At 71.9% G+C, this 18,743-nt stretch carries 13 protein-coding genes; 3 read left to right on the top strand and 10 right to left on the bottom strand.

From position 1 onward, the window contains the following. Positions 1-38: 38 nt before the first annotated feature. From ABII15_RS10415 to ABII15_RS10370, 10 genes are all read right to left on the bottom strand, one after another. Positions 39-851 (bottom strand): CoA ester lyase, encoded by an 813-nt coding sequence (locus ABII15_RS10415; RefSeq protein WP_353942003.1) that lies wholly within the window; start codon positions 849-851, stop codon positions 39-41. Then, on the bottom strand, positions 848-2,059 hold the full coding sequence (locus ABII15_RS10410; protein WP_353942002.1) for a CoA transferase: 1,212 nt from the start codon (positions 2,057-2,059) through the stop codon (positions 848-850). The genes ABII15_RS10415 and ABII15_RS10410 overlap by 4 nt, the downstream gene beginning before the upstream one ends. Further along, positions 2,056-3,426, bottom strand: a complete 1,371-nt coding sequence (locus ABII15_RS10405) for an ADP-ribosylglycohydrolase family protein (protein ID WP_353942001.1) — start codon at positions 3,424-3,426, stop codon at positions 2,056-2,058. Before ABII15_RS10405 ends, ABII15_RS10410 begins: the two co-directional genes overlap by 4 nt. Next, a complete protein-coding gene (locus ABII15_RS10400; RefSeq protein WP_353942000.1) occupies positions 3,426-4,586 on the bottom strand; it encodes an ADP-ribosylglycohydrolase family protein in 1,161 nt (386 codons plus the stop codon). The genes ABII15_RS10405 and ABII15_RS10400 overlap by 1 nt, the downstream gene beginning before the upstream one ends. Further along, positions 4,583-5,746, bottom strand: a complete 1,164-nt coding sequence (locus tag ABII15_RS10395; RefSeq protein ID WP_353941999.1) for an ADP-ribosylglycohydrolase family protein — start codon at positions 5,744-5,746, stop codon at positions 4,583-4,585. The genes ABII15_RS10400 and ABII15_RS10395 overlap by 4 nt, the downstream gene beginning before the upstream one ends. Before the next feature lie 214 nt (positions 5,747-5,960). Then, a complete protein-coding gene (locus tag ABII15_RS10390; protein WP_353941998.1) occupies positions 5,961-7,043 on the bottom strand; it encodes an ADP-ribosylglycohydrolase family protein in 1,083 nt (360 codons plus the stop codon). A 49-nt stretch (positions 7,044-7,092) separates the two neighbouring features. After that, on the bottom strand, positions 7,093-8,388 hold the full coding sequence (locus ABII15_RS10385) for a sugar ABC transporter substrate-binding protein (RefSeq protein WP_353941997.1): 1,296 nt from the start codon (positions 8,386-8,388) through the stop codon (positions 7,093-7,095). Beyond that, entirely contained in the window at positions 8,388-9,236 is an 849-nt protein-coding gene (locus ABII15_RS10380) for a carbohydrate ABC transporter permease (protein ID WP_353941996.1), read from the bottom strand. Before ABII15_RS10380 ends, ABII15_RS10385 begins: the two co-directional genes overlap by 1 nt. Next, the gene (locus ABII15_RS10375; RefSeq protein ID WP_353941995.1) at positions 9,233-10,192 is read right to left on the bottom strand and encodes a sugar ABC transporter permease; all 960 of its coding nucleotides are present in this window, start codon (positions 10,190-10,192) and stop codon (positions 9,233-9,235) included. Before ABII15_RS10375 ends, ABII15_RS10380 begins: the two co-directional genes overlap by 4 nt. A 19-nt stretch (positions 10,193-10,211) precedes the next feature. Further along, entirely contained in the window at positions 10,212-11,249 is a 1,038-nt protein-coding gene (locus ABII15_RS10370) for a LacI family DNA-binding transcriptional regulator (RefSeq protein WP_353941994.1), read from the bottom strand. Positions 11,250-11,550: 301 nt separating this feature from the next. Here ABII15_RS10370 and ABII15_RS10365 point away from each other — a divergent pair, with 301 nt between their 5' ends. The 3 genes from ABII15_RS10365 to ABII15_RS10355 all read left to right on the top strand — a co-directional run bounded on the left by ABII15_RS10365 (position 11,551) and on the right by ABII15_RS10355 (position 18,696). Further along, entirely contained in the window at positions 11,551-12,282 is a 732-nt protein-coding gene (locus ABII15_RS10365) for a VIT1/CCC1 transporter family protein (protein WP_353941993.1), read from the top strand. A gap of 344 nt (positions 12,283-12,626) precedes the next feature. Then, positions 12,627-17,240, top strand: coding sequence for a glutamate synthase large subunit (gltB, locus tag ABII15_RS10360; RefSeq protein WP_353941992.1), 4,614 nt, complete (start codon positions 12,627-12,629; stop codon positions 17,238-17,240). Continuing rightward, the gene (locus ABII15_RS10355; RefSeq protein WP_353941991.1) at positions 17,233-18,696 is read left to right on the top strand and encodes a glutamate synthase subunit beta; all 1,464 of its coding nucleotides are present in this window, start codon (positions 17,233-17,235) and stop codon (positions 18,694-18,696) included. Before gltB ends, ABII15_RS10355 begins: the two co-directional genes overlap by 8 nt. Positions 18,697-18,743: the final 47 nt, after the last annotated feature.

Below are 18,743 nucleotides of genomic sequence, written 5' to 3'. Positions count from 1 at the left end.
CCCCTGAAGCGAGCTTCGCTCGCTCAGGGGCGCTTCGGTCATCGGGCCGCCAGGTCGAGGACCCGGTGCGCGCCCGCGACGACGGCGGGGTCCACGAAACGGCCGTCCGCCAGCGCCAGCGCCCCCGCATCGGCGGCCGCCGCGGAGACGATGTCGCGGGCCGCCGCCACCTCGGCCTCCGTCGGACGGAACGCCTCCTCGATCACCGGCAGCTGCCGCGGATGGATCGCGGTGCGCCCCAGGAAACCGAGCGCACGCCCCTCGGCGCAGGAGCGGGCCAGGCCCGCGGTGTCCCGGATGTCCGGGTAGACGGACTGCGGCGGCGGAGGCAGCCGGGCCGCACGGGCGGCGACCACCGCCCGGCCGCGCACCCAGGACAGACCCGTCGCGTCCGCGACGCCCAGGTCGGCGCGGAGGTCGGCCTCACCGAGCGCGATGCCGTGCACGGCGGGATGGCCCGCGATGTCGTAGGCGTGCTCGATGCCGAGGGCCGATTCGAGGAGCGCGTACAGCGGCGGCGCCGCACCCGCCCAGTCGGCGACGCGGGTCAGGTCTGCCGCGCCGGTCACCTTCGGCAGGCGCAGCGCGCCCAGTCCGGGCAGCCCGGTCAGGCGGCGCACCTCCTGCTCGGCGAGCGGTCCGTCGAGCGCGTTGACCCGGACGTGCACCGGTACCGGGTGCTTGTCGGCGAGGAGTTCGGCGGTCGCGTCGAGCGCGTAGGCCTTGCGGTCGGGGGCGACCGCGTCCTCCAGGTCGACCAGGACGACATCGGCGCCGGAGCCCAGCGCCTTGGCGACCACATCGGGGCGGTCCCCGGGGACGTACAGCCAGGTGACGTACAACGTGCTCATACCGCACCAGCCTCGCGCAGGGCGGCGACTTCCGCCTGCGACAGGCCGAGGCCGGACAGGATCTCGTCGGTGTCCGCGCCGTGCCCGCGGCCCGTCCAGCGGATCCCGCCGGGGGTCTCGGAGAGGCGGAAGAGGACGTTCTGCATCTTCACCGTGCCGAGGTCCGGGTCGGGCAGCTCGGTGACCGTCTCCAGGGCCCGGTACTGCTCGTCGTCGAGCACGTCACGGATGTCGTTGATCGGCGCGATCGCCGCCTCCGCCTTCTCGAAGGCCGTCACCACCTCGTCGCGGGTGTGCGCCGCGATCCAGCCGCCGACCGCGGCGTCCAGCTCGTCCGCGTGCGCGGCCCGGCCGGCGCCCGTCGCGAACCACTCCTCGTCGATGACCTCGGGGCGCCCCACCAGGCGCATCACGCGCTCCGCGATCGACTGGGCGGAGGTGGAGACCGCGACCCACTTGTCGTCGCTGGTGCGGTACGTGTTGCGGGGCGCGTTGTTCGTGGAGCGGTTCCCGGTGCGCGGCTGGACGTAGCCGAGCTGGTCGTACCAGGTGGCCTGCGGGCCGAGGATCGCCAGCATCGGCTCGATGATCGCCATGTCGACGACCTGGCCGCGGCCGGTGGTGTCCCGGCCGCGCAGCGCCGCCATGACCGCGTACGAGGTGGCGAGCGCGGCGATGGAGTCGGCGAGGCCGAACGGGGGCAGCGTCGGGGGTCCGTCCGGCTGGCCGGTGATCGCGGCGAAGCCGGACATGGCCTCGGCCAGCGTGCCGAATCCGGGGCGGCGCGCGTACGGGCCGAACTGGCCGAAGCCGGTGACGCGGGCGAGCACGAGGCGCGGGTTGGCGGCGCTCAGCTCGTCCCAGCCCAGCTGCCACTTCTCCAGGGTGCCGGGGCGGAAGTTCTCGATGACGACGTCCGACTCGGCGACCAGCCTGAGCAGGACCTCGCGGCCGCCGGGGGAGGAGAGGTCGAGGGTGAGGTTCTTCTTGTTGCGGCCGAGCGTCTTCCACCACAGGCCGACGCCGTCCTTGGACGGGCCGTGGCCGCGCGAGGGGTCCGGCTTGCGCGGGTGCTCGATCTTGACGACCTCGGCGCCGAAGTCGCCGAGCATCGTCGCGCAGAGCGGACCGGCGAAGAGGGTGGCCAGGTCGAGGACCTTCAGCCCGGTCAGCGGGCCGTCGGCGGTGTGCTGTCGCGGGGTCGTCATGCGCGGGCCTCCAGAGTGAGCCGGGCCAGTTCGTCGAAGCCGATGCCGTCGAAACCGGCGACCGTGGTGGCGAGCCGGTTCTTCAGCGGTGCTGTCCAGGACGAGGGCAGCACGTCCGGGTCGCCCGCGAGCAGACCCGCGATCGAGCCGGCCGTGGCGCCGTTGGAGTCGGTGTCCCAGCCGCCCGACACCGCGCGGCAGACGGAGCCCGCGAAGTCGCCGTCGGCGTGGGTGAGGGCCGCGGCCAGCAGCGCGGCGTTGGGCAGGACGTGGACCCAGTGGTGGTCGCCGTAGCGCTGGTGCAGGGCGTCCACGACCTGCTCGAACGCCTCGGGGGTGCCGGTGGGTTCGGCGGCGGCCGTGTCGATGCCGAACCGGATCGCCTGGGCGTAGCGGGACTGGGGCGGGATGTGGGCGAGGGCCGCGGTGAGGGTCTCGTGGACCGTGGTGGGGGCGGGGCCCGCCGCGTGGGCGATCGCGGCCGCCACGAACATCTCGCCGTAGACGCCGTTGGCGGTGTGCGTCAACGAGGCGTCGCGGTGGGCGAGTTCGGCGGCGCGGGCCGGGTCGCCCGGGTTCGTCCAGCCGAAGACGTCGGCCCGGATCTGGGCGCCGATCCACTCGCGGAACGGATTGCGGTACGTCGCCGTGTGCGGCGGCTCCAGACCGGCGAGGAGGTTGCGGTAGGCGACGCGCTCGGCGGTGAAGGTGCGGCCCGCGGGGAGTTCGTCCAGCCACAGCTTCGCCACGTCCTCGGTGCTGAAGTCGTGCCCGTGACGCTGGATCAGGAGCAGGCCGAGCAGCGGGTAGTTGAGGTCGTCGTCCTCCGGCATGCCGTCGATGTTCTCGGCGAGGGAGGTGGGGCGCGAGCGGCGGTTCCAGGGGTGCTCCCGGGCGATCTCCGGGTCCAGGCCCACTTCTGTGAACCAGCTCGTCAGGGGCCAGTTCCCCGTGGACCGGGCGATCGCCCGGATGCCGGTCAGGGTCAGCTTCTCGACGGGCTTGCCCAGCAGGCAGCCGGCCGCCCTGCCGAGCCACGCGGCGTGCAGCCGGCGCAGCTCGGTATCGGGATCTGCGGGCGCGGGCGCGGGCGCCGGGGCGGGGGGCAAGGGGGCCCGGTACTCCGCCGGTTCCGTCGCCGCGAGCGGGGACGGCTCGGCCGCCAGCTCGTCCAGCAACTCCTCTGCCAGCGCGCGGAGTTCGGGTGTGGCCGGGGTCGCGGAGGCGCCCGCCCGGTCCGGGGCGAGATGGCCGCCCGCCGCCACCCAGCGCCGTTCGGCACCGGAGGCGTCCCGGCCGTCCTGGGCCGCCTGGCGCAGTTCGTGCCCGATCAGGTCCTCGGGCTGGACCCAGGTCAGTCGCAGCATCACAGGCCCGCGATCGTCGCGAACGCGGCCTCGTGGGCGCGGCGGCGCTCCAGGTCGCGGGCGTGCACCTCGCGGGTGACCTGCGCGAGGGACGCCGCCGGGGTGTGCAGGTCGAGCTTGCTGGCCCGCGCGATCTCGGTGCTCCACTCCTTGGGGACGGCCTGCTCCCCGTACAGGGCGCCGACGATCGCGCCGCTCATCGTGGCGATCGAGTCGCAGTCGCGGCCGTAGTTGACCGAGCCGAGGACGGTCTGCCGGAAGTCGCCGCGGCCGACGAGCAGCATGCCGAGCGCCACCGGAAGCTCCTCGATGGCGTGCAGCCGGGAGGGGCGGCGGGCGCCGAGCGACGGCTTGCGGTACTCGGGGCCGACGGTGTCGAAGGGGGCCACGGCCTCCCGCAGCGGGGCGAGCGCGTCCTCGAAGTCGTCGTAGCGGGCGCCTACTTCGCAGACGGCCTCGATCGCGGACCGGGTGCCGTCCTTGGCCAGCTTCAGGGTTTCCTCGACGACCGACTCGGGCGTCGCGCCCGGCCGGTACGCGGCGGCGACGGCCGCCGCGAAGACGCCCGCGGCCTCGCGGCCGTAACTGCTCTGGTGGGCGCCCGCCACGTCCAGCGCCTCTTCGTACGCCTTCAGCGGGTTGCCCGCGTTGACCGCGCCGACCGGCGCCATGTACATCGCGGCGCCGCAGTTCACGATGTTGCCGACGCCCGCCTCGCGGGGGTCCACGTGCCCGTAGTGGATCCGGGCCACGATCCACTTCTCCGCGAGGAAGATGCGCTGCAGCGGCAGGGCCTCCGCCTCCAGCTCGGGGATCCAGCGGGGTGTGCCGATCAGGTCGGGGACCAGGTGGTCGGCGACGGCGTACGCGTCGAGGTGGTCGCGGACCTTCTCGTACACGCGGATCAGCGCGTGCGTCATCAGGGTGTCGTCGGTGACGTGCCCGTCGCCCTTGTGGTACGGGGCGATGGGCCGGGCCGTCTTCCAGTCGTCCTTGTAGAACGGCTCGACGATGCCGCGGACCCGGCCGTTGTGCCGCTCCGCGATCGCCTCGGGGGTCCAGCCCTCGACGGGGCCGCCGAGCGCGTCGCCCACGGCCGCGCCGACCAGGGCGCCGGTGGTGCGGTCTTCCAGGGACGGGAGGGAGGGGGCGTTGCTCATGCCGGAGTTCCTTCTGCGGTACGGGAGATGGAGTGAGGCGTGTTGTCGGCCAGGCGGGCCGCGAGGTGGGTGAGGTCGGTGCCGGCCAGGGCCGGCAGGGCGCAGCCGGCGAGGGTGCGGCAGGCGTCGCGCCAGCTGTCCGGGAGGGCGTCGGCGCCGCCGACCGCGCCGGTGAGGGCGCCGGCCAGGGCGGGTGCGCTGTCCGCGACGCGGGAGAGGCAGGCCGCGGTGGGCACCGCCTCGGAGACCGCGCCCGCGGCGGCCGTCGCCACCGCGAGGGCGACCGGGACGGTCTCCGCGGCCGCGATGCCGTAGCTGTAGACGTGGTCGACGATCTCGTGCTCCAGGACCGGGACCAGCGCGAACGCGTTACCGGGCAGGCCCGGGCGGGCGGCGGCCGCGGCGCGGCCGAGCTCGACGGCCCGGTGTGCGTTGCGGTGGATCTCGGTGCCCTCGGGGAGCTGGGCCAGCGCCGCGTCCACGCAGGCGTCGACGAGTTCTCCGCCGAGCGCCGCGGAGACGGCGGCCGCCATCGCGCGGGCGCCGTGCACGCCGTCGCCGTCCTGGGTGTAGCGGGCGTCGAACTCGGCCAGGTCCGCGGCCCGTTCGGGCTCGCCCGGGTGGACCACGGCGAGGACGGCGGCCCGGACGCAGGCCGCGTCGTCGAAGTAGTGCGGGTTGTCGTGGCCGGTGGCGGGCGGGCGCAGGCCCGCGGCGAGGTTGCCGAGGCCCGCGCGCACCGAGATGCGGGCGCGCAGCGGGATCTTGGCCGACTCGATCTCGTCGGCGCGGGCGGCGGCCGCCGCGATCTCGTCCGCGAGGGCGTTCCAGGCCAGGGAGAGCGCGGAGCGCACCCTCTGGTCGGGGGGCAGGTCGCCGAGGCCGTCGGCGTGGGCGGCGAGGACGGCCCGGGCCGTGAACGCCGCCCATTCGGCGTCGTCGGAGGGGCCGAGGCGGAGGGGTTCGGGGGGCTGGTTCAGGGCGATGGGGACGGGGAGCGTCGTCGTGGCGTTCTGCTCCGCGAAGGTGTCCAGTTCGCGGGTGAGGCGGCGGGTCCAGTCGGGGAGGCGGGCCGCGCGGTGTCGTCCCGACGGCCAGCCTGCCGCGTCGCCGGCTGCGATGCCGAGGAGGAGGCCCTCGATGCGGGCGGGGCTTGTCATGGGGTGGCCTTTCGGGGTTCGTTGCCGGGTGCGGGTCGCGTCGTGGCTGGTCGCGCAGTTCCCCGCGCCCCTGGGTCGTACGTCGGCTGACGGCCGGTGGGGCTTCTCGCGCGGTTCCCCGCGCCCCTGGGAGCGAGCTCCGCTCGCCCAGGGGCGCTGTGCGGAGGGTGGGCTTCGAGGGGAAGGCGCGTGCGGCGCAGGCCTTCAGGGGGCATCAGGCCACCGCGCCGGCGTGGTCCGGTGGGGGCGGAGTCAGCTCGTCGGCGACGTCCAGGATGTGCCGGCCCGCCATGGAGGGCAGACAACTGCCGCGAACGGGACCGATCGCGGAGGACCAGACGCCCGGAATCGACCCCTCCCCGCGCAGGGCCCCGGCCAACGCCCCGGCCACCGCCGCGGTGGTGTCCGCGTCGCGGCCCATGTTCACCGCGGTCAGGACCGACTCCCGGAAGTCGCCCCTGGCCACCGCGAACGCCCCGAACGCCAGCCCGACGGCCTCGGGCGCCAGGTCCGTCCACGGGTACCCGCCGATGACGACCGCCTTGCGCACCGCCCGCTCCATGGAGAGCTGGGTGCCCTCGGGATCGCGCCGGGCCCGCCGCGCCGCCGACACCGCACGGTGCAGCGACCGCGCGGTCCAGGAGTCGTCGGGGACCACCGAGAGCGCCGCCTGCACCACGGCCTCGGGGCTGTGGCTGACCATGGCGGCCGCCACCCCCGCCGCCACGGCCCGGCCCCCGAGGATGCCCTCGCCGTCGTGCGACACCGTGCCGTCGATCGCCACGAGCCGGGCCGCTTCGGCGGGGCGCCCGGCCGCGTACACCCCGAAGGGCGCGGCGCGCATGGCGAGGCCGTCGCTCCAGGCGTGCCGGTGCTGGGCGGAGATCGGCGCGGCGAGCCCCCGGCGCAGGTTCTCCAGGGTGCCGCGCTCACTGAACCCGGCGCCCCGGAACGGGCCCTCGTCGCGGTCCGCGATCCAGGTGTGCCAGGCCCGCTCGACGTGCTCGACCGTCAGCCCGGCGCCGTGCTCGGCGAGCAGCAGCCCGGAGAAGATCGCGTACTCGGTGTCGTCCGTGCCGGCCGGGTTCTCCGACACGAACCCCTCGATGCGGCCCCAGCGTTCGCGGATCTGGGACGGCTTCATGTTCTCCGCGGGGGCGCCGAGCGCGTCCCCGACGGCGAGTCCGAGGAGCGCGCCGCGAGCGCGGTCGCGCAGCGAGATCGGGGCCGGGGGAGGGGGCTGCGGGACCGTGCGCAGCCTGCGGGCCGAAGGGTCCGGGTCGACGCTGACGCTCATGGTGTGTTCGTGCTCATTTCTGGGGTCGTGCGGGTCGTGCGGGTCGTGCCTAGCGCTGGTAGCGGTCGAGGATGCGGTTGCCGTCCCCGGCCAGGCGCCTGCGCAGGTCGGCGAGGCCGATCCCGCCGTTGTAGTACTCCTGGTAGGCCGGGGTGGCGATCTTGTCCTTCCACTCGGCGTAGCCGCGCACCCCGAGGACGGGGGAGGGGCGCAGGGACGCCGCTATGTCGGCGCCGGTCCGCCAGCCGTACGCGGTCGTGGTGAGCGCGGGATCCTTCAGGGCCTCGGTGCTGGTGGGCAACAGCCAGTCGCCGCGCGCCAGTTGGACCTGGTGGCGGGCCTGCGTGAGGTACGCGACGAAGGCCGCGGCCGCCTTCTTGTGCCTGCTGTCCGCGGAGACCGAGAGGGTCTGCGGCGCGGTGCCCTGGGCGAGTCCTCCGGCGCCCGCGGGCATCGGCAGGACCGTCCAGTCGAAGCCCTTGGGGGCCTGCTGCTTCACCTGCTGGCGGTAGGAGAAGTTGAGCGGCAGCATCGCGTAGCGGCCCGCGAAGAAGCCCGGCAGGGTGTCGGAGCCCGACATGCCCAGGCCCGACTTCGGGGCCGTGCGGTCCTGGTTGACCTGGCGGTTGATCAGCTGGGCGATGGCCGAGTCGGGACCGTCGTAGCGGATCTCGTTCTTGCCGTCCTTGTCCTTGTAGAAGATCCGGCCGTCGGTGGACAGGGACAGGTTGACGGACTGGCTGACCGGTTCCTTCATGGACCAGGCGACGCCGTAGCGGTTGCGGCTGTGCGTCAGCCGCTTGGCCACGGCCTCGAACTCGTCCCAGGTCCACGGGCGTTCGGCCGTCGGGATACGGACGCCGGACTCCTTGAGCAGCTTCGCGTTGGCGATGATCACGCGCGGCTCCTGGAGGAACGGCACGCCGTAGATCTTGCCGTCGTACGTCGTCGTCGCCCAGGCCGCCTTCGGGATGTCCCGCTTCAGGGACTCGGGCAGATAGGGGGACAGGTCCGCGAGGTAGCCGCCGTAGCCGAAGTCGGTGAGGTCGGAGGCGTCGTCGTGGAAGATGTCCGGCGCCTCGCCGCCCTCGAAGGAGGTGAGGAGCTGGTCGTGGATGTTGTCCCAGCTGCCCTGGATGTACTTGACCCGGACGTCGGGGTGGGCCTTGTTCCACCGGGCGACGAGCGTCTTGTTGGCGTCGACCGACTCCTTCTGCCAGGCCAGGCTGAGGAATTCGAGGGTGATCGTGCCGTCGTCCGCGTCGGAGTCCGAGCCGCCGCAGCCCGCGACGGCGGTGGCGGCGAGGCCCGCCGCGGCGGCGGTGAGGAAGGTGCGCCTGCGCATCAGCCCTTCACCGCCCCGCTCATCATGCCGCCGACCAGGCGCCGCTGGAGCAGCGCGAAGAAGACGAGGCTGGGGATGGTGGCCAGGACCGAGGCGGCGGCCAGCGGGCCGAGGTCCGCGACGCCCTCGGCGCCGAGGAAGCGGGTGAGGATGACCGACATCGTCTGGTTCTCCGGGGACTTGAGGAGCACGAGGGCGAAGAAGAACTCGTTCCAGGCGGTGACGAAGGAGAACATCAGCGTCGCCACCAGGCCGGGCGCGAGGAGCGGCAGGACCACGCTGACGAGCGTGCGCAGCCGGCTCGCCCCGTCCATCGCCGCCGCCTCCTCCAGGGAGGTCGGCACCGACTTGACGTAGCCCTGGAGCATCCACAGGGAGAAGGGCAGGTTCCAGACGACGTACACGATGATCAGGCCGAGGAGGCTGTCGATCATGTGCAGGTTCTTCAGGACCAGGAACAGCGGGATGATCACCAGGACGAACGGGAACATCTGGCTGACCAGGATCCAGGCCGTGCCCGCCTGGCTCACCCGGGTCTTGTAGCGCACCATCACGTATGCCGCCGGGACCGCGATCGCGACCGAGATCACCGAGGCGCTGACCGCGACCACGAGGCTGTTGAGCGCCGAGCGCAGCAGCGGCTGCGCGTCGAAGGCCGCGCGGTAGTTGTCCAGGCTCGGATGCTGCGGGATCCACGTCGGGTCGATCGAGCCCAGTTCCTGAGCGGACTTGAAGGACGTGGAGAGCAGCCAGAGGAAGGGGAAGGCCAGGAAGACCATGTAGCAGAGCAGGGCCAGGTACTGACCCGTGCGGCCCGCGGTCCGGCGCAGCGTGCGGGGGGTGCTCATGCCACGTCCTCCTTCAGCTTCTTGCGCAGGAACACGGTGAGCAGCACCGCGATCACCGCGACCATGACCAGGCCCATCGCGGCCGCGTAGCCGAACTGGCCGTACTTGAAGGCCTCTTCGTACGCGAACAGCATCGGCAGCCGGGTCTTGCCGCCCGGGCCGCCTTGCGTCAGCACGTACACCAGGCCGAAGGAGTTGAAGTTCCAGATGAAGTTCAGCGCGGTGACGGCGAGGACGACGGGCTTGAGCGCCGGCCAGGTGACCGTGGTGAAGCGGCGCCACAGGCCCGCGCCGTCGAGCTGGGCGGCCTCGCGCAGCTCGTGCGGCACGTTCTGCAGACCGGCCAGGAGCACGACCGTCGTCTGCGGCATGCCCGCCCAGACGCCGACCACGATGACCGCGGGCAGCGCGTAGGACAGGTCCGAGAGCCAGTCGACGTTCTCGTGGATCAGCCCGAACTGCGTCAGCGTCTTGTTCAGCACGCCCGCGTCCGAGTGGTAGACCAGCCGCCACATGATGCCGACGACGACCTCGGGCATCGCCCAGGGGACGAGCGCGAGGGTGCGGGCCAGCCAGCGGAACCGCAGGTTCTGGTTGAGCAGCAGGGCCAGGCCCAGGGCCAGCACGAACTGCAGCGCCGTCACGCACACGGCCCAGACCAGGCCGATGCGGAACGACTCCCAGAACAGCCCGTCGTGGCGCAGGTCCAGGAAGTTGTCCAGGCCCACGAACTGGGTCGGCGCGGTGCGGCCCGCCTGCGAGTCCGTGAACGCGAGCGAGATGCCGTACAGAAGGGGGCCCACGCTGAGTATCAGGATCGGGATCAGCGCGGGGAGCAGCAGGAACCAGGCGCCCCGGTCCAGCCCCAGCGCACGCTTGCGCTGGTTCGGAGTACGGGGCGGCGGTGTGCCGCGGCTGCCCGGAACGGCGCTGTCCCGGGAGGCGGTGAGACTCATGGCGAGAACCTCGTGACTCTCAACTGTCGGGCGCCGCCCGGCCCGTGGAGGCACGGACGACGAGGCGGGGCGGGGCGGTGGTGGAGCGGGGGGTGGCGGTCTCGGTCACCGGCTCGGCGGGGTCGAGACGGTTCAGGAGAAGTTCGGCGGCGCGCCGACCGCGCTCGGTGGAGCCCAGGTCGACGCTGGTCAGCGGTGGCCAGCCGGCCTGCGCGAGCATGCTGTCGTCCATCCCGGCGACGGCGACGTCCTCCGGTATGCGCAGGCCACGGGCGTGCAGGGCGCGGGCGGCGCCGAGCGCGAGCTGGTCGTTGGCGCAGAAGACCGCGTCGGGGCGGCCCTCCGCGAGCAGCCGGTCGGCGGCCTCGGCACCCGACTCGATGCCGAAGTCCGTGTGCACGACGAGGTCCGGGTCGTATACGAGTCCGCAGTCGGCCAGCGCCGCCCGGTAGCCCTCGTCGCGGTTCCGGCCGGGGACCGTGTCCGCGGGGCCGTTGACGAAGGCGATCCGGCGGCGGCCCGTGTCGTGCAGATGGCGCACGGCGAGCGCGGCGCCCGCGACGGAGTCGGCACGCACACTGTCCACGGGCACTCCGTCGGGCAGCGAACCTATGACCACGACCGGGCCCGCGGCGGTGCGCAGCGCCTCGATGTGGGCGTCCGTGATGCGGATGGGGCAGAGGATGAGTCCGTCGCTGGTGCGGTCGCCGAGGCTGCGCAGCACCGCGAGCTCGTCGTCGACCACGGCGTCCGTGGAGTGCAGGAGCAGCCGGTAACCGGCGGCTTTGGCGACGGTCTGGATGGCGCGGACCATCGCCACGTACACCGGGTTGCCGATGTCGGGCATCGCGAAGGTGAGCTGGCGGGTGCGGCCGCCCTTGAGGGAGCGGGCCACCGCGTTCGGCACATAGCCGAGTTCGGCGGCGGCGCGCTCGACCTTGAGGACGGTGTCGCGGCGGGCCCCCACGCCGTTCAGGACGCGGGAGACGGAGGCGATGGAGACACCGGCGCGCTCCGCGATCGACACGATCGTCGGTTGACCCGTGCTCGTACCCATCGCGCTGCCCCCATACGTCGGTTGTGCCGGTCCTGTCCGGGAGATCCCGGCTCCTGTAAACGTTTCCCGCATCTGGAAACGTTTACAGATATTGCGACCATGTTTCCCCGGCGGTCAACGCGCCGATCGCGTGATCCATCTCACGAGTGATCCCGGGGCGTCCGCCGCGACGTCGTTGCGCAGGGCGCAAAAGCGCAGGTAAGTACGGCCTTCCTTGCTAGCGGCGGCGATTTTTCGCGCGTACTTTCGAGGCCGTAGAGAGCAAGGACCACAGGCGGCACAGGGGACGGGGATCAGCGACATGGCCATCATCGAGACCGAGGCGACGCTCCACGACGCGCACCGGGACAACCACACGCACCGCGATGTGAACGGCGGCTGGCTGCGCCCCGCGGTGTTCGGCGCGATGGACGGTCTGGTCTCCAACTTCGCGCTGATGGCCGGTGTCGCGGGCGGCGCCGTCGCGCAGCAGACGATCATCATCACCGGCCTTTCGGGCCTGGCCGCCGGTGCCTTCTCCATGGCGGCCGGCGAGTACACCTCCGTCGCCTCCCAGCGGGAGCTGGTCGAGGCCGAACTCGACGTCGAGCGGCGTGAGCTGCGCAAACACCCGGCGGACGAGGAGCGGGAGCTGGCCGAGCTGTACATCTCGCGCGGTGTCGAGCCGGAGCTCGCCCGCCAGGTCGCCGAGCAGCTGTCCAAGGACCCCGAGCAGGCCCTGGAGATCCACGCCCGCGAGGAGCTGGGCATCGACCCGGGGGATCTGCCCTCGCCGACGGTGGCCGCGGTCTCCTCCTTCGGGGCGTTCGCGCTGGGGGCCCTGATCCCCGTACTGCCCTATCTGCTCGGTGCGAGCGATCTGTGGCCGGCCGTCGTGCTGGCGCTCGTCGGGCTCTTCGCGTGCGGCGCGGTCGTGGCCAAGGTGACGGCCCGCTCGTGGTGGTTCAGCGGACTGCGGCAGTTGGCCCTGGGCGGGGCCGCGGCGGGTGTGACCTATCTCCTGGGCAGCCTTTTCGGTACGGCGATAGGTTGACGGTCGCCAGGTCACGGCCGGATGATGGCTATACAGGGCCTTGCATAAGTAGTCGTTACTGGACGGTTTCGAGTACTTGACCACGGGGCATGAGCCGTAAGCGCTGTGGGCAATGAGGCCCGCGGCGCACCGTCGGCTCTTTCCGGACATCGATCTGCCCGCCGGGCCGCCTTCCGCCGCCACCCCTGGCGTCCGCATGCTGGAACGAACTATCCACTTCTCGGGATTCGCTTCATCATGTAACCTGCGTGAAATTTTGCAGCAGCACGTATTTCGCAATACCAGCAGAGGGCCAACGTCGTCCCTCGGCACTTGAAAATGCCACGACGACGACGGGAGAGCCGATGCGTACGCCGCGCCAGCCGTCCCAGCATTCCGCCGGCCAGAACTGGTCGCACATGGATGCTCGCCCTGCCGCCCAGGGCATGTACGACCCGCGCAACGAGCACGACGCCTGCGGCGTCGGCTTCGTGGCCACCCTCACCGGTGAGGCGAGCCACACGCTGGTCGAGCAGGCGCTGACCGTTCTGCGCAATCTGGAACACCGCGGTGCCACCGGCTCCGAGCCCGACTCGGGCGACGGCGCGGGCATCCTGTCCCAGGTTCCGGACGCCTTCCTGCGCGAGGCGGTCGACTTCGACCTGCCCGCGGCCGGAGCGTACGCCGTCGGCATCGCCTTCCTGCCGGAGACCGGCACCGAGTCCTTCGTCTCGCAGATCGAGACGATCGCCGGTGAAGAGGGCCTGAACGTGCTCGGCTGGCGCGAGGTCCCCGTCGCCCCGCAGCTGCTCGGCGCCACCGCCCGCTCGACGATGCCGGCGTTCCGGCAGATCTTCGTCGCGGACGCCGCCGGTTCCGCCACCGACATCGCGCTCGACCGCAAGGCGTTCGTCCTGCGCAAGCGCGCCGAGCGGGAGGCCGGTGTCTACTTCCCGTCGCTCTCCGCCCGGACGATCGTCTACAAGGGCATGCTGACCACCGGCCAGCTGGAGCCCTTCTTCCCCGACCTGTCCGACCGCCGCTTCGCGTCGGCGATCGCCCTGGTCCACTCGCGCTTCTCGACGAACACCTTCCCGTCGTGGCCGCTCGCGCACCCCTACCGGTTCGTCGCCCACAACGGCGAGATCAACACCGTCAAGGGCAACCGCAACTGGATGCGCGCCCGTGAGTCGCAGCTCGCCTCCGAGCTGTTCGGCTCCTCGCAGGCGACCCTGGACCGGATCTTCCCGATCTGTACGCCGGACGCGTCGGACTCGGCGTCCTTCGACGAGGTCCTCGAACTGCTGCACCTCGGTGGACGTTCGCTTCCGCACAGCGTCCTGATGATGATCCCGGAGGCGTGGGAGAACCACGACTCCATGGACGCGGACCGGCGCGCCTTCTACCAGTACCACTCCACGATGATGGAGCCCTGGGACGGCCCGGCCTGTGTCACCTTCACCGACGGCGTCCAGGTCGGCGCCGTTCTCGACCGCAACGGTCTGCGTCCCGGCCGCTACTGGGTGACCGACGACGGCCTCGTCGTCCTCGGCTCCGAGGTCGGCGTCCTCGACATCGACCCGGCGAAGGTCGTCCGCAAGGGCCGCCTCCAGCCCGGCCGCATGTTCCTCGTGGACACCGCCGAGCACCGCATCATCGAGGACGACGAGATCAAGGCCGGCCTCGCCGCCGAGCAGCCCTACGCGGAGTGGCTGGAGGCCGGCGAGATCGAGCTCTCCGACCTGCCCGAGCGCGAGCACATCGTGCACACGCACGCCTCCGTCACGCGCCGCCAGCAGACCTTCGGCTACACCGAGGAAGAGCTGCGCATCATCCTCGCGCCGATGGCCAAGGCCGGCGCCGAGCCGATCGGCTCGATGGGCACCGACACCCCGATCGCGGCCCTCTCGGCCCGCCCGCGGCTCCTCTTCGACTACTTCACCCAGCTCTTCGCGCAGGTCACGAACCCGCCGCTGGACGCCATCCGCGAGGAGCTCGTCACCTCGCTGCGCTCCTCGCTCGGCCCGGGCAGCAACCTCCTGGAGCCCACGGCCGCCTCCTGCCGCTCGGTCACCCTGCCCTTCCCGGTGATCGACAACGACGAGCTGGCCAAGCTCATCCACATCAACGCCGACGGCGACATGCCCGGCATGAAGGCCGCGACCCTGTCCGGCCTCTACCGGGTCTCCGGCGGCGGCGAAGCGCTCGCCGCCCGCCTCGACGAGATCTGCACCGAGGCCGACGCCGCCATCGAGGCCGGCGCCCGCCTGATCGTGCTCTCCGACCGGCACTCCGACGCCGAGCACGCGCCGATCCCGTCGCTGCTGCTCACCGCCGCCGTCCACCACCACCTCATCCGCACCAAGCAGCGCACCCAGGTGGGCCTGCTGGTCGAGGCCGGTGACGTCCGCGAGGTCCACCACGTCGCGCTGCTCATCGGCTTCGGTGCCGCGGCCGTCAACCCGTACCTGGCGATGGAGTCGGTCGAGGACCTGGTCCGCGCGGGCACGTTCCTCAACGACATAGAGGCCGAGCAGGCCATCCGGAACCTGATCTACGCGCTCGGCAAGGGCGTCCTCAAGGTCATGTCCAAGATGGGCATCTCCACCGTCGCCTCCTACCGCGGCGCCCAGGTCTTCGAGGCCGTCGGTCTCGACGAGGCCTTCGTGGAGAAGTACTTCAACGGCACCACCACCAAGATCGGCGGCGCCGGTCTCGACGTCGTCGCCGGTGAGGTCGCCGCCCGCCACGCCAAGGCCTACCCCGCCTCCGGCATCGCCCCGGCGCACCGCGCCCTCGACATCGGCGGCGAGTACCAGTGGCGCCGCGAGGGCGAGCCGCACCTGTTCGACCCGGACACCGTCTTCCGTCTCCAGCACGCGACCCGCTCGCGCCGCTACGACATCTTCAAGAAGTACACGGGCCGGGTGAACGAGCAGTCGGAGCGCCTGATGACGCTGCGCGGCCTGTTCGGATTCAAGAGCGGCGAGGGTGTGGCCCGGCAGCCGATCTCCATCGACGAGGTCGAGCCCGTCTCCGAGATCGTCAAGCGGTTCTCGACCGGCGCCATGTCGTACGGCTCCATCTCGCGCGAGGCCCACGAGACCCTCGCCATCGCGATGAACCAGCTCGGCGGCAAGTCCAACACCGGTGAGGGCGGCGAGGACGCCGACCGCCTGTACGACCCGGCGCGCCGCTCGTCGATCAAGCAGGTCGCCTCCGGCCGCTTCGGCGTGACCTCCGAGTACCTGGTCAACGCCGACGACATCCAGATCAAGATGGCCCAGGGCGCCAAGCCCGGCGAGGGCGGCCAGCTGCCCGGCCACAAGGTCTACCCCTGGGTCGCCAAGACCCGGCACAGCACCCCCGGCGTGGGCCTCATCTCCCCGCCGCCGCACCACGACATCTACTCCATCGAGGACCTGGCTCAGCTGATCCACGACCTCAAGAACGCCAACCCGCAGGCCCGCATCCACGTGAAGCTGGTCTCCGAGGTCGGCGTCGGCACGGTCGCCGCGGGTGTCTCCAAGGCGCACGCAGACGTGGTCCTGATCTCCGGCCACGACGGCGGTACGGGCGCCTCGCCGCTCACCTCGCTGAAGCACGCGGGCGGCCCCTGGGAGCTGGGCCTCGCCGAGACCCAGCAGACCCTCCTGCTCAACGGCCTGCGCGACCGCATCGTCGTGCAGACCGACGGCCAGCTGAAGACGGGCCGCGACGTCGTCATCGCCGCGCTGCTCGGCGCCGAGGAGTTCGGTTTCGCGACCGCGCCGCTCGTCGTCTCCGGCTGCGTCATGATGCGCGTCTGCCACCTGGACACCTGTCCGGTCGGCATCGCCACCCAGAACCCGACGCTGCGCGAGCGGTTCTCCGGCAAGGCCGAGTACATCGTCAACTTCTTCGAGTTCATCGCCGAAGAGGTCCGCGAGATCCTCGCCGAGCTGGGCTTCCGCACCATCGAGGAGGCCGTCGGCCACGCCGAACTCCTCGACACCGAGCGGGCCGTGACCCACTGGAAGGCGCAGGGCCTCGACCTGGAGCCGCTCTTCTACGTGCCCGAGCTGCCCGACGGCGCCGTCCGCCACCAGCTGATCACGCAGGACCACGGCCTGGAGAAGGCGCTCGACAACGAGCTGATCAAGCTCGCCGCCGACGCCCTCGCGGCGAACGACCAGGCCGACGCCCAGCCGGTGCGCGCCCAGGTCGCCATCCGCAACATCAACCGCACGGTCGGCACCATGCTCGGCCACGAGGTGACGAAGAAGTTCGGCGGCGCGGGCCTGCCCGACGACACCATCGACATCACCTTCACCGGCTCGGCGGGCCAGTCCTTCGGCGCCTTCGTCCCGCGCGGTGTCACGCTGCGCCTGGAGGGCGACGCCAACGACTACGTCGGCAAGGGCCTGTCCGGCGGCCGCATCGTGGTCCGCCCGGACCGCGGCGCCGACCACCTCGCCGAGTACTCGACGATCGCCGGCAACACCATCGCGTACGGCGCGACGAGCGGCGAGCTGTTCCTGCGCGGCCGCACCGGCGAGCGCTTCTGCGTCCGCAACTCCGGTGCCACGGTCGTCTCGGAGGGCGTGGGCGACCACGGCTGCGAGTACATGACCGGCGGTCACGCGGTGGTCCTCGGCGAGACGGGCCGCAACTTCGCGGCCGGCATGTCGGGCGGCATCGCCTACGTCATCGACCTGGACACCGACAACGTGAACGCCGCGAGCGTCTCCGCCGTCGAGGCCCTGGACGACACCGACAAGCAGTGGCTGCACGACGTGGTGCGCCGCCACCAGGAGGAGACCGGCTCCACGGTCGCCGAGAAGCTCCTGGCCGAGTGGGACGTGGCCGTGGGCCGCTTCACCAAGATCATCCCCAGCACGTACAAGGCAGTGCTCGCCGCCAAGGACGCCGCCGAGCGAGACGGTCTCTCCGAGAACGAGATCACCGAGAAGATGATGGAGGCGGCGACCAATGGCTGATCCCAAGGGCTTTCTCAACCACGGGCGCGAGGTCGCCCAGACCCGTCCGGTCGGCGAGCGCGTGCGGGACTGGAACGAGGTCTACGTTCCCGGCTCGCTGCTCCCCATCATCAGCAAGCAGGCCTCGCGCTGCATGGACTGCGGCATCCCGTTCTGTCACAACGGCTGCCCGCTGGGGAACCTGATCCCCGAGTGGAACGACTACGCGTACCGCGAGGACTGGTCGGCCGCGCAGGAGCGCCTGCACGCCACGAACAACTTCCCGGAGTTCACGGGCCGGCTGTGCCCCGCTCCGTGCGAGTCGGCGTGTGTGCTGGGCATCAACCAGCCGCCCGTCACCATCAAGAACGTCGAGGTCTCGATCATCGACCAGGCGTGGGACCGGGGCGACGTCGCCCCGCAGATCCCCGAGCGCCTGTCGGGCAAGACCGTCGCCGTCATCGGCTCGGGCCCGGCGGGACTCGCCGCCGCCCAGCAGCTGACGCGGGCCGGCCACACGGTCGTCGTCTACGAGCGCGCCGACCGCATCGGCGGCCTGCTCCGCTACGGCATCCCCGAGTTCAAGATGGAGAAGCGCCACATCAACCGCCGCATCGAGCAGATGCGCGCGGAGGGCACCAAGTTCCGTACGGGCGTGGAGATCGGCCGCGACCTCGACGCCAAGAAGCTGCGCAAGCGCCACGACGCGGTCGTCGTCGCCGCCGGTGCCACGGTCTCCCGCGACCTGCCGGTCCCGGGCCGCGAGCTGAACGGCATCCACTTCGCCATGGAGTACCTGCCGCTCTCCAACAAGGTGCAGGAGGGCGACTTCGTGCAGCCCCCCATCACCGCCGAGGGCAAGCACGTCGTCGTCATCGGCGGCGGCGACACCGGCGCCGACTGCGTGGGCACCGCCCACCGCCAGGGCGCCGCCTCGGTCACGCAGCTGGAGATCATGCCGCGCCCGAACGACGACCGGAACCCGGTCTCGCAGCCGTGGCCGACCTTCCCGATGCTCTACAAGGTCACCTCGGCCCACGAGGAGGGCGGCGAGCGGGTCTACTCCGTCTCGACGACCCACTTCGAGGGCGACGAGGACGGCAACGTCCAGTGGCTGCACCTCACCGAGGTCGAGTTCATCGACGGCAAGCTGACCCCGAAGCCGGGCACGGAGCGCAAGATCCCCGCCCAGCTGGTGACGCTGGCCATGGGCTTCACCGGCACCGACCAGGAGAACGGCCTGGTCTCGCAGTTCGCCCTGGACCTCGACGAGCGCGGCAACATCGCCCGCGACGCCGACTTCCAGACGAACGTGCCCGGTGTCTTCGTGGCGGGCGACGCCGGCCGCGGCCAGTCGCTCATCGTCTGGGCCATCGCGGAGGGCCGCTCGGCCGCCCGCGGCGTCGACCGGTTCCTGACCGGCGCCTCGGACCTGCCGGCCCCGATCAAGCCGACGGACCGCGCCCTCATGGTCTGACGCCCCCCAAAAAACGTCCCGTACAAAGGCGTACGGAACAGAGCGCG

The organism is Streptomyces sp. HUAS MG91 (genome assembly GCF_040529335.1).
In the GTDB taxonomy this organism is placed as follows: Bacteria; Actinomycetota; Actinomycetes; order Streptomycetales; family Streptomycetaceae; genus Streptomyces; species Streptomyces tabacisoli.
The sequence above is the reverse complement of the archived record's forward strand: the minus strand, read 5'-3'. Positions and strand labels throughout refer to the sequence as shown.